Here is a 12315-nt window from a genome sequence, read left to right on the forward strand (position 1 = left end):
TCTTAATGAAAGGAGCCTACCGCTTGGAAAAGTCTGAATCTCCCTTTCCACGCATTCGTTCAACTCCATTTCGCGAGTGGTCGCCCAGCGTCCATTATGCACAGTTCCAGCGCTTGCCAACGGGTGATCTGCCAAGACGTAGATTGTATGATTACGAGCTCCTGTACGTGTACCATGGCGAAGCAGCGACGACCATGCATGGGCAGCGCTATAAAATTGAAGCTGGTCAGCTTATCTTTTTGCCCTCTGGCGTCTATCACCAAAATGAAGTCGTTTCCAGCCCAAACGCTCGATTTCTCGGCATTCATTTTGATTTTTTTGACGAGCTCGATATTCAGACAGAGGCTGACATGGTTGTGAACGAAGCTGCTGTTTTGCCGCATAAATTCATTTATGAGCCTTATGTGGAAGGGTTGGCTCCCTTATCCGACCATCCAGTCTACACGCCGCCTCTCGTATGCGTACAATTAATGGAGCAGCTTGTTCATGAATTCACTATGCGTCCTACTGGGTATGAGCTGGTTTGCAAAGGTCTAATGCTACATATATTGGCCCATTTGCTGCGTTTGCCCTCATCTCGATCCGCTGGACAATCCTCACTTCACGGCGGCAGGATTGCCGAGTTAATGGAGGAAATAGAGGCATCACCTGCTGCCAATTGGACAAACACAACGATCGCCGCAAAGCTGAATTTGAGCATCGACCATACCGCGAAGCTGTTTAAGCAAATCGCCGGCATGCCTCCTAGCGAATATGTTCAATCGATACGTCACCGAGAAGCTAGAAGGCTACTTCGGGAATCCGAGCTTTCAATAGAAAACGTCGGCAGCATCGTCGGCTATTCCGATATTCACTACTTCAGCCGGATATTCCGCCGTCATGAAGGAATATCTCCGCGTGAATATCGGAAATTGTCCAAAATATTATAAAAAAAGAGCTCTATATAATGAAAGCCGAATACCTACAGCGGTGTTCGGCTTTTAACTTTTCTTCATGTTTGGACAAACTAAAAAACACTTCTTTGCTTTGTCCATTGAGTACAGCTCGTGTATCTATTACGATAATGTATATCGATAATGATTATCATTATCTTATAACATCTATTGGGGGAGAATTAAAATGTATCAAGGAACAAAATCAGCCGCTCTTTTGGCTACATTCGCACTAATGGGAACCCTATTGCTAGCCTGTGGCAGCAATTCAGCAAATTCGGGCAATGCAGCGAGTCCAACTGCAGAAGCAACAAAAGCACCTGCAGCAACGGAACAAGCAGCCGATACCACCCGCTCCTTCACCGACTGGTCGAAGCATGAGGTAGAAGTGCCTGTTACTCCGCAGCGTGTTATCTTTCATGGTGAAACTACCGGTGATTTGCTTGCGCTAGGCGTTAAGCCGATCGGCGTCATTCAGGATATGATTAAAGGCACGGTATTTGAGCAGCAGCTCACTGGTGTCGAGGACGTAGGTTTTCCGCTAAGCGTCGAGAAATCATTAACACTGCAGCCTGATCTTATTATTTTCTCGAATTCGGACGAACAGCAGTATGAGGTTATTTCAAAAGTTGCTCCAACGGTTACGTTCAACTCCTTCGCCACGCTGGAGGACAGAATGCGTACGCTAGGGGATTTGTTAAATAAGAAGCAAGAAGCTGAGGATTGGCTTGCTGAGCACGCGGTCAAAACCGCAGATATGTGGAAACAAATTCACGATAGCGGTATTAAAGAAAATGAAACGGCAGCCGTATTTACAATGTATCCTGGCAACCGCCTCTTTATTATGGCTGGTACTGGGCTGCCGCAATTCTTATACGAGAAAGGCGGTTTAAAGCCAACACCAATCATTCAGGATCTCATTGATAAAGAACAAGGTTTTGCAGAAATATCTTCTGAACTTCTGCCAGAATATGCGGCTGACCGCATCTTCATTCTGAATCCAGTCGCTCCTGAGGCGCAGCAATCAACGAACGAGCTTATGAAAAGCGATTTATGGCTCAAGCTCCCTGCCGTAAAAAATGGACAAGTGTACAATTTTGATTTGCTCAAAGCTTCCAGCGACGCACTTTCTAGAGAATGGTTGTTAGAAGAGCTGCCAAAAGCACTTATTAAAAAATAAATGCTGCTTAACGTCAGTTGAAATAGAAGAAGCTCTTCAACTACGGTTGATAAGCTTCTTCTATTTGTTTATAATGAGATTAACTGATAACGATTCTCAATACTGAAATGAGGCTACAGCCATGTCTAAATTAACGCATCAGACTTTACCTCTGCGCTCCTTAAGCTTCCATTTTGTAGATATGAAGCTGTACTGCCATACAGAGGGCGAAGTATTAGCGGAGAAAGTGACTTCCTGCTATACGATGCTTATATCGAGGAGCGGCAGAGGTAGACTGTTTATGGGTAATGAAAGTTCCCTTTTCTCGTCATACAGTTCTTTCCTTCTATCCCCGAACACCGCATATCAATTTGAAAATATAGGCGACGGCAAATTGGAATATTACCTCATCTCTTTCCAGATCCTTCATTTGCTGAACCAAGGTCCTGTGCTTTATACGGAGCAGCTATTTCCGAACCGTCAAGAGCTGCGCGTTTATCCGCTCGCACAATGGATGGATTTGCTGAGCCAGCTTTATACCGGAATTACGGACTGCGATAACATTGAAGCGCATCGTCAGCAAACTCATTTTCAGAAGCTTATCGGATTTGTTCTTGAACATAACCTGCAATTCGACTCGATGAGCAGCTCCACGCAAACGGTTGAACAAACGATTCAATATATGCAAAATCATTTTCAGAACCGAATAACGGTCAAGCAGCTCGTCGATATGGCCAACGTACCTGCTTGGCAGTTCACTTCAATATTCAAGGAGCTGACTGGCAAGAAACCGCTTGATTATTTGAATGAGCTTCGTATCAGTCGGTCCAAGGATTGGCTAATCCATACCGACAATACTTTGCGCGATATCGCAGATCGTGTCGGCTTTACTGATGAGTATTATTTCAGCCGCCGCTTCCGTCTTATAACCGGCTTTTCTCCAAGGCAATATGCCCTTTCGATGCGCCAAAATATACTCGTTAAGGATTGGGACGGTCACGAGGTCAGCATTCCCGCTCAGCCCAATCGCATCTTTTATTGTGGTGAAAGTATTGGAGATATGAATACGCTTGGCATTCAGCTAGTAGGAAGCCATATGATCAGCAAAGGCGAGCCTTTTCATTCGGAACAGGCTTCTGCTCTAGCGCCTGACTTAATAATATTCGACCATTCTGATGAAAGCTTGTACGCACAAATGTCAGAGCTTGCCCCTACGCTTACCTATAATTCACGCGGGTCACTTGATGAGAGACTGCTCATGCTTGGAGAGTGGCTGGGCAAAAAAAAAGAAGCCCAGCAATGGCTTCTTCATTATAATAGCAGTACGTTATTGATGTGGCAGCAGCTTCAGGCGCGCATTCGGCCTAACGAAACAGCTTCTGTCTTTATCTATCATCGGGGAGAACGTTTATTTGTCATGGGCAATATCGGTTTATCCTCTATACTGTACCATCCAGACGGTTTCCGGCCTACAGGGAAAGTTCAAGACATTCTGAAATCTGGAAGACCCTATAAGGAAATTACAGAAAAAACCATCCAACAATACGCAGGCGACCGCGTATTCATGATGCTGCCCGAAAATGAGGAGTCCAAAGCAGCCATGGAGAAATTAGTGAACAGCTCAATCTGGAGAAACCTTCCTGCTGTCAAAAATGGCTTCAGTTACGTGCTCGACGAGCGCGACTGGAATCAGGAGGATGCCTCAGCAAGGGATAAGCTGCTATTGCTTCTCCCCGAGCTGCTGAACCAAACCTCATAATTCCCCTTATGCGCCGAATTGAGCCTGGTGAAGCCTGCTGTAAGCACCACGCGCGTCGAGCAATTCATCATGATTGCCTTGCTCGGCAATCCCTTGCTCAGCTACAACTACGATGCGGTCAGCATTTTTGATCGTAGCAAGACGATGAGCGATAACAAGCGTCGTTCTGCCGCGGGACAGCTCAGCAAGTGCTAGCTGAATCGCCGCTTCCGTCTCGGTATCCAGCGCGGATGTCGCCTCATCCAAAATAAGTATTGGCGGGTTCTTCAGAAACATTCGTGCAATGGAGAGCCTCTGCTTCTGTCCTCCCGACAGCTTGACCCCTCTCTCGCCTATCATTGTATTCAATCCCTCAGGCTGCGACAAGATGAGCTCCTCCAGCTGCGCTTGACGAGCGGCTTGCATAATCTCTTCCTCCGACGCTCCGAGCTTGCCGTAAGCAATATTTTCTCGAATCGATCCATCAAAGAGGAACACATCCTGCTGCACAATCCCAATGTTGGAGCGCAGTGATTCAAGCGTCATATCCCGCAAATCAATGTTGTCAATCGTAATTGAGCCTTCTTCGACATCGTAGAAACGCGGAAGCAAGCTGCATAACGTTGTTTTCCCCGCTCCCGATGGACCTACTAGAGCTACCGTCTCACCTGCGCGGATTGATAGGCTGAGACCTTGCAGCACCTTGTCTTTATTCTCATAACCAAACGTCACTTTGTTAAACCGAATATCACCCTTGAGATGGCTTACTACTTGTGCATTCGGCGCATCGGCAATATCAGGTTCCGTTTCAAGTAGTTCCAAATAACGTTTGAATCCTGCTATTCCTTTTGGATACGTCTCAATGACAGAATTAATCTGTTTAATCGGACCTAAAAATACGTTCGAGAGCATAACAAATGCGATAAACTCACCATAGCTCATATCGCCTTGAATAACGAACCAAGTTCCGCATACGAGTACAAACAAAGAAATGAGCTTCATTAGAATAAAGCTGATTGACGAGTTCCATGCCATTACGCGATATGCAATGAGCTTCGTCAAACGGAAACGACCGTTATTTTCAGCAAAACGTGCCATTTCATGCTTTTCGTTCGCAAACGCTTGAACGACACGAATGCCGCTCACGTTATTTTCAACGCGTGCATTGTAGTCAGCGATATCAGAAAACATCCGATTAAAGGCTGCTGACATTTTACGGCTGAAATACAGCGACAAATAAATCATCAGCGGAATAATAATAAAGGTCATTAACGCAAGCTGATAGTTAATGCTCAGCATAATACCGAACGCACCAGTCAGCGTCATTAAAGCAATAAACAAATCCTCCGGCCCATGATGGGCGATCTCTCCAATATCCATCAAGTCATTTGTCATCCGGGATACCAGATGTCCTGTCTTGTTATTGTCGAAGAAACGGAAGCTCAGCTTCTGTACACGATCAAACAGCTGCTTGCGCATATCGGACTCGATGTTGATTCCGAGCTTATGTCCCCAATAGGTAACGACATAATGCAGTGCAGAGCTGAACACATAAATGACTAATAGTCCGATACAAGCATACAAAATCCATTTCCAGTTGCCGCTCGGCAAAAGATCATCCACAACCCGGTTAACGGCAAGTGGAAAAGCAAGCTCAAGCAATGCAGCCAAAATGGCGCATGAAAAATCTAAAATAAACAGCTTCTTGTAGGGCTTGTAATAAGCAAAAAAACGACGCAGCATATCCAGCTTCCTTCCTAATCTATTTTATGACACATTCAATGATAACCATTATCATTTGTGGCTAATCTATCGTAGAACAAAAGGGCAAGGGGAGGCAATGGACAAATGTGATCATTTTTTTGTACAAAATGAAGCAACATCATCCGGACGGATGTCATGATTTTGTAGATGTCATGTCCTTTTCTCACCATTTCATGCCTAATACAGCTGTGCTAAAGTAGAATCACTACAATGAAAAGAGGGATATTGAAATGACAAGAACGATCCGAATCGGAATTATAGGAAGCGGCGGTATTGCAAGAGCCCATGCTTCAGCTTATAAAAAAATGCCTCTTCACGTGGAAATCGTGGCGGTGGCAGACAGCATAGCAGGAAAAGCACAAGCTTTTATTGATCAAGAGGAACTCGTAAAAGCCGTTGCTTTTGATGATCATAAGAAACTATTAGAGCTTGACCTAGACGGCGTCAGCATTTGCACACCAAACTTTGCACATTCTGAAACTTCAATAAACGCTTTGAATGCAGGCAAGCACGTGCTCGTAGAGAAGCCGATGTCTGTCACACTCCAGCAGTCCATCGATATGGTCGAAGCCGCTGAACGCAGTGGGAAAATATTGACGGTAGGCTTCCAGCCGAGATATGATCCCAATATGTCGTTGATTCAAGAAATTGTTCAATCGGGAAAACTTGGTAACGTTTACTTTGTTGAAACAGGCGGCGGCAGACGGCGCGGTATGCCTGGCGGCACTTTTATTTCCAAAGAGCTTGCAGGTGCTGGCGCAATGGCTGATATCGGCTGCTATTCGCTTGATATGGCGCTTAATGCGCTCGGCTATCCTAAGCCGCTTACTGTATCGGCTTATACATCAAATCATTTTGGAACAAACCCGAAATACCATCGTGAAGCGGCCAACTTTGAAGTTGAGGATTTTGGCGTAGCGATGATCCGTCTTGAGGGCGACATCGTTCTCAATTACAAAATCAGCTGGGCTATGCACATGGATTCATTAGGTGCGACAATGTTCCTTGGAACTGACGGCGGTCTTAAAGTCACTCCAGCAGGCACAGGCCCTTGGAGCGGTGTTTGGGATGGTAGCGTAGGCAGCATGACGCTTTATCACGATGTCGTTGATCAGCATATCCATTCGACTATTCCTGTCATCCAACATGGGCTAAACTTGTTTGATGAGAAAGTAAGAGACTTTGTTGCAGCAATCGCAGAAAATCGTCCAGCTCCTATTCCTGGAGCAGAAATTTTGTACAACCAAGCGATTATCGACGGTGTGCTCCGTTCAGCTGCAAGCAAGCGTGAAGTTACAATAGAGCTTCCTTAAGCTCATCACAAAAAATGGCGGTGCAAGATTACTCTTGCCCGCCATTTTTGTATTCTTTTCTAAGCTTTCATCCGCAAGCAGAAAATAAGAAGCAATCATTTCGGCGGGTATCCTTCCATACATTAATATATAACCTGTAAGACGGAAAGGAGCCTGCAATGTACGGCAATCAAATCTACTATACCGCTATTCCCATTCCCTGCAAAAGCGTGTCCACGATTGAAGTTTTGGGCGAAGGGATCGTTACGGCTGCTCCAGATACAGCCTTGGTCATCCTTGGTGCTGTTACCGAAGGCAAGGAGCTGCAAGCGATACAAGCCGAAAATGCACAAATTACAGCAGATATCATACAATCCCTTCTCGAGCTAAGCATCCCGCGCGAACATATCCAAACGAATGATTATCGAATCGAAATGATGTATGATTTCCCGGACGGGAAGCAAGTCTTTCAAGGCTACAAAGTAACTCATCTCCTGCAAATCACCATCGATCAAATTTCACTTACTGGTACTGTAGTAGATACCGCCGTTTCTCACGGTGCCAATACAGTCACTTCCATTCAGTTCTCGGTTACCGATAGAAAACAGTTGGAAAATGAGGCCCTGTCGCTTGCTGTCCAGAACGCCCGACTGAAAGCTGCTGCTATCGCAAATGCATTAGGAACATCCATTTCTGGAGTTCCCAGCAAAGTTCAGGAAGTCTCCAGATCATCTGAACCCTTCCCTGTCCAAAGAACCTTCCAATCCGATGTTATGGTCACACCAATCGAGCCTGGACAACAGAAGATTTTTGCGGCTGTTCGTGTATGGTTCGCGCAAATCACATAAAAAAAAGAAGCCGCTCCATCCCGGAGCGGCTTCAACCCATTCTAATTATACAGATGAAATAATGCCGCGGTTACTATTTTTTGCGAAGTTGATAATGGACTCATATTGCGTTTTAGCAATGCGACGGTCAGACATGGGAAGCTGAGGATTTTTGACTATCTCGGCTAGTTTCTTAAGCTCATGCATTTCCTCAGTTGTCACTTTGACCGTTATTTTCCCCACACGCTCCACCCTCCTTCGATATTTTTGTGAAAAATCGATTAGTCAAGCAAAAACGCCTTCGGCGTCCTTTAGACGCTGAAGTAGCTTTGACGGTGAAATATAAGATAAGTATGAGAAAATGATATACTTTCTTATATTTAAGCAAAAGGTTTATCAGCTATGGTCATTATACGCAAAACTTAAGTAAACTTGCATGTTATTTCGGTGGCGTTTGCGGATTTGAATCATCTATTTCTTCAGGAAACAAATCAGCAAACTCTTTGTTCTGCTTGCTCTTCAGGTAAGATAAGCCTGCGTAGCCTGCCAGCAATGAACTGCTCACGACTGCAAAGTTGTCCGATGTATTTGCCATAGCCAGCGCTGTTTTTGCTAATATGCCCGTTCCGATTGCGATCAGCAAATCGCCGAGAAAGCCGAGATCAAAAAAAATCTTTTTTTTCGCATTGCTGTGATCTCTAAAGCCGATGACAAAAATAACAAAGTAATAACAGCGCTGAATCCACTTTACTAACCAATTTGAAGAAAGGGATAATCCTTCTTCATCATATTCTATGACGAGTTTCGGCATTTCGATAATCCCATTTTTCACAAAATGTCCGATGAGGCCGCCTACTAAGCTCATGGAGATTGATAAGCCAAACACCTGAATAAAGGCTTGAAAGCTTGAAATAACCATCGCCGCATGACCACCTTTCAACAACACTCGTTTGGCAGCACTTTTTGGCACTACTCTCACTTTATGTTGCTGATGCATGGTTCACGACTATTATTTTTTGGCTCCATCCTCAAAAAGCTCTAACAGCATGTTTGGAATGGAGCCGCTTTGATTGTTCATGATCAGCCGAAGCATCTCATCGCCCAGATCATCCTCACGCTCTTCTTTAATGGCTGCGATCTCATTATGCAGTCGCTCCATCTTCTGATCCAGCGCGGATGCGGAATCTGCCGCTTCTTTTAGTTCATTCAGTAAGCGAGGAGGTATCGCCTGTTTATATTTATAATAGATTTTGTGCTCCAGGCTCGCCCAGAAATCCATCGCTATCGTTCGAATTTGAACTTCTACACACACATTTTCCACTCGATCCGATATGAACACCGGCACCTCAATGAGCAGATGCAAGCTTTGGTAGCCGTTTGGCTTCGGATTTTTTATATAGTCTTTAACCTCCAATAAGGTCAAATCGCTCTGATTGCTTAACATATCGCTAATCCGGTAAATATCAGAAATAAAAGAGCAAGTTATTCGCAGGCCTGCTATATCTTTAATGTGATTCCGAATGCCGTTAAATGAAAGCTCGCTTTGCTTCCGATAAAGCTTTTCGACAATGCTCTTGGGCGACTTTAGGCGCGAGCTTGTATGCTCAATCGGATTGTATTCATGCAATAAATGAAACTCTTCCTTTAATATTTCGACTTTTGTCTCAAGCTCTTGAATCGCAAATTTGTACATCATTAGAAAACGAGTGATTTGCTGCTTCATGTCTTTCATTTTTTGCATTTGATCCATAACCATACTTCCGTATTCCCCTTCCAATTCATGCTGCTGAAATGTTTCGATTAGATTCCGCTAATCATCAAGCGATGTAAATATTCGTCTCAAATGCTCCAAATCCTCTTGCGAGATCCTCTCACTCATATATCGGATAATAGCATCATCATTTTCATTAAAAGCCTTCACAAATTGTTTGCCCTCATCTGTAATTTCCAAATATACGACTCGTCTATCATCCTCGCTGCGATTTCTGCGAATAAGCCCTCTTTCCACGAGCTTGTCCCCGATGAGTGTAACCCCGCCCGCGGTAACCAAAAGCAATTCAGCTAGATCCGTCGACTTCATGGGACTTTGTTTATCTAAATGTTGAAGCATTCTTGTTTGATTAATGGAGAAGCTGCAATCTATTCCTTTATACCATTCGGTTTTTAATTTTTTGTAAACAACCTTTAATTGCGGAAACAGTTCTTTCCATTCCTCATAGTTGTTCATGTTCCACCTCATTTCTGTTGTTTTGTTGACTTCCTGTCATCATAATAACTATAATTACTTAGGTAACCTAATTACTTTATAAAATAAGTTCACCGAGGTGAATCCAATGTCCGCAGATAAATATGAGAATGTAACAGACTTAATCGATGTTTTCCAAAAGTTCGCTAAAGCCGACTGGCGGAAAAAAACGATGTGGGGCGGTCTTAAAGCGAGCGAAGTTCGTATGCTCGTTTGTGTGAAAAAAAGCAATGATAAAGGTTCAACAGGGACGACGGTTACAGAAATCAGTAAATTGCTGCAAGTCACCTCTCCAACCGTTACACAGATGCTTAATAGCTTAATTGCATCTGGCCATGTGGTTCGTACATCCGATAACACAGATCGAAGAATTACCGAAATAACGTTAACGGACACTGGCGAAGAAATTGCTCAAAAAGCAATAGACCGTTTTATCTCCATGTTCAAAGGCATGATCGATCATTTAGGCAAGGAGCAAAGCGATCAGCTTGTCGTCATGTTAAACCAAGTATTCGACTATTTGGACTCAGCCAAAACGAATGAAGACTTTTAATAAACAAAGGGATTTCGCTTCCTGCAAGCTGCAGGAAGCGAAATCCCTCCTATAGGAGCCGCTCTTATTAATTATTAAGAGCAGGCTCTTTTTTCAACTTTTCAGATGGCTCTACGCTAACTGTTTCTTTCTTGTCAGAAGAGCGAAGCGGAATTTCTTTCAAGAAGAACACGAGTACAAATGCGACGATCAGCAAGGACATACCGAACAAGAATACAACCGTCAAGGAATCGCTCAGTACCGAGCGAACCATCTCAATGATGTGTGTAAACAAAGGCTGAATTTGTTCCGGCAGCGTCGCATGAAGCTCTTTAAGCTTCGGTTGATCGAGCAGCATTTGCGGGTTAAGGAAACTAGACAGTTTCTCAGCTGTAGCCGCATCTACTTGACTTAAATCAGGTCCTTGACCTGCTGCGACAGCATCCTTCAGCTTACTGGTCAAAGTGGAGTTCATAACCGTACCCATAACTGCAATACCAATCGTACCGCCCAGGTTACGGAACAACGTAGCTGTAGCTGTAGCCACACCAAGCTGTGAAGGCTCTACTGCATTTTGAACGGTTAGTGTAAATACTGGCATCGAAATACCAAGTCCAATACCAAATACGATCATCGCAGCAACCGCAACGCCAACGTTAGTCATGAATGCCATCATAAGCATTCCCGCGACCATGAATGGCATACCGATGAGGGCGAATCGTTTGTATTTCCCTGATTTGGAAATCCAACGGCCAGACATTGCACTTAGGAAGATCATGGCGATCGACATCGGCATATTTACGAAACCCGAGTTTGTTGGTGAAATACCAAGCACACCCTGTACGAAGAATGGCAGGTACATCATTGCGCCCATCATGCCGGCATTCATAAGGAAACCGACGGAGTTGGAGATCGTTACAATGCTGTTTTTAAACATCGACAAAGGCAATACAGGGCTTTTGGCTTGACGTTCTACAAGAATCAATAGAACTAACAACACTGCTGCAGAGGCGAACATGCCAATAATTTGTGGCGAGCCCCAGTCATATTTTGTACCTGCCCATGAGAAGCCGAGCAGCAATGCAATAAGCATCAGTGAAAGCAATAATGAACCCCAATAGTCAATGGATTCCGTTGTTTTACGCGCTGTTTTTGGAAACATGGACCAAATCATACCAAATGCAATAATGCCAAGCGGTAGGAAAATCCAGAAAATCCACTTCCAAGCGATATGATCGACCATAAAGCCGCCTAATGTTGGTCCAATTACACTTGAGAAGCCGAATATGGCCATCATTAATCCAGTCCATTTCGCCCTTTCCCTAGGAGCGAACAAATCACCAACCGCCGTCACGGTTGCTGACATAAGAATACCGCCGCCTATACCTTGAATACCACGATAAGTGATGAGCTGGAATACCGTAGTTGATGTACCGCATAAGAAGGCTCCGATTATAAATAACACGATACCGACTAACAAAAACGGCTTCCTTCCGTAAATATCCGAAAGCTTTCCTACAAGTACAGTAGCAATCGTTGATGTGAGCATATAGATGGTAATAACCCATGTGTAATACTCGATGCCACCCAAGATGGCAATAATGCGCGGCATAGCTGTGCTTACGATTGTCTGATTGATAGCTGCGAAAAACATAGCTGCCATCAGTGCAATCATGATTGTTAACTTTTTCTTCTGACTCAATTGCTCCATATGCTCTGCACTCCTAAACATTTTTATTTATTATGGCCTATTGGCCGCCAAACTACTTCGCGAAATAGTTAGGTTGCCTACCTATTAGACAATGATACAATAACTTTAGTACTAA

General features: G+C 44.2%; 12 protein-coding genes. 6 read left to right on the plus strand and 6 right to left on the minus strand.

Annotated features, from left to right (window positions below):
• The first annotated feature begins 23 nt into the window (after positions 1–23).
• The 3 genes from AC1DM9_RS29025 to AC1DM9_RS29035 all read left to right on the plus strand — a co-directional run bounded on the left by AC1DM9_RS29025 (position 24) and on the right by AC1DM9_RS29035 (position 3850).
• Positions 24–929 carry an AraC family transcriptional regulator gene (locus AC1DM9_RS29025; protein WP_477583534.1) on the plus strand — a complete coding sequence of 302 codons (906 nt, stop codon included), beginning with the start codon at positions 24–26 and terminating at the stop codon, positions 927–929.
• 190 nt (positions 930–1119) lie between these two features.
• Entirely contained in the window at positions 1120–2112 is a 993-nt protein-coding gene (locus AC1DM9_RS29030) for an ABC transporter substrate-binding protein (RefSeq protein WP_477583536.1), read from the plus strand.
• Between the two features lie 121 nt (positions 2113–2233).
• Positions 2234–3850, plus strand: coding sequence for a helix-turn-helix domain-containing protein (locus AC1DM9_RS29035; protein ID WP_477583538.1), 1617 nt, complete (start codon positions 2234–2236; stop codon positions 3848–3850).
• A gap of 6 nt (positions 3851–3856) precedes the next feature.
• Here the strand turns inward: AC1DM9_RS29035 and AC1DM9_RS29040 are convergent, their stop codons facing one another.
• A complete protein-coding gene (locus AC1DM9_RS29040; RefSeq protein WP_076270895.1) occupies positions 3857–5572 on the minus strand; it encodes an ABC transporter ATP-binding protein in 1716 nt (571 codons plus the stop codon).
• A gap of 251 nt (positions 5573–5823) precedes the next feature.
• Between AC1DM9_RS29040 and AC1DM9_RS29045 the strand changes: the two genes are divergently transcribed.
• Both AC1DM9_RS29045 and AC1DM9_RS29050 read left to right on the plus strand, forming a co-directional pair.
• Positions 5824–6906 carry a Gfo/Idh/MocA family protein gene (locus AC1DM9_RS29045; RefSeq protein ID WP_477583540.1) on the plus strand — a complete coding sequence of 361 codons (1083 nt, stop codon included), beginning with the start codon at positions 5824–5826 and terminating at the stop codon, positions 6904–6906.
• A gap of 158 nt (positions 6907–7064) precedes the next feature.
• On the plus strand, positions 7065–7733 hold the full coding sequence (locus AC1DM9_RS29050; protein WP_477511073.1) for an SIMPL domain-containing protein: 669 nt from the start codon (positions 7065–7067) through the stop codon (positions 7731–7733).
• Positions 7734–7778: 45 nt separating this feature from the next.
• Here the strand turns inward: AC1DM9_RS29050 and AC1DM9_RS29055 are convergent, their stop codons facing one another.
• From AC1DM9_RS29055 to AC1DM9_RS29070, 4 genes are all read right to left on the minus strand, one after another.
• Entirely contained in the window at positions 7779–7955 is a 177-nt protein-coding gene (locus AC1DM9_RS29055) for a hypothetical protein (RefSeq protein WP_161807520.1), read from the minus strand.
• 196 nt (positions 7956–8151) lie between these two features.
• Positions 8152–8709, minus strand: a complete 558-nt coding sequence (locus AC1DM9_RS29060; protein ID WP_144376882.1) for a hypothetical protein — start codon at positions 8707–8709, stop codon at positions 8152–8154.
• A gap of 12 nt (positions 8710–8721) precedes the next feature.
• Positions 8722–9462 (minus strand): GTP pyrophosphokinase, encoded by a 741-nt coding sequence (locus AC1DM9_RS29065; protein ID WP_477583543.1) that lies wholly within the window; start codon positions 9460–9462, stop codon positions 8722–8724.
• Positions 9463–9522: 60 nt separating this feature from the next.
• Entirely contained in the window at positions 9523–9939 is a 417-nt protein-coding gene (locus AC1DM9_RS29070) for a MarR family winged helix-turn-helix transcriptional regulator (RefSeq protein WP_076270900.1), read from the minus strand.
• A gap of 106 nt (positions 9940–10045) precedes the next feature.
• Between AC1DM9_RS29070 and AC1DM9_RS29075 the strand changes: the two genes are divergently transcribed.
• Positions 10046–10510, plus strand: coding sequence for a MarR family winged helix-turn-helix transcriptional regulator (locus tag AC1DM9_RS29075; RefSeq protein ID WP_441885387.1), 465 nt, complete (start codon positions 10046–10048; stop codon positions 10508–10510).
• A gap of 67 nt (positions 10511–10577) precedes the next feature.
• On the opposite strand, the gene AC1DM9_RS29080 is transcribed toward AC1DM9_RS29075, so the two are convergent.
• The gene (locus tag AC1DM9_RS29080; RefSeq protein WP_477583545.1) at positions 10578–12200 is read right to left on the minus strand and encodes an MDR family MFS transporter; all 1623 of its coding nucleotides are present in this window, start codon (positions 12198–12200) and stop codon (positions 10578–10580) included.
• Between the last annotated feature and the right edge of the window lie 115 nt (positions 12201–12315).

This window comes from Paenibacillus sp. 01T431, from assembly GCF_056398625.1.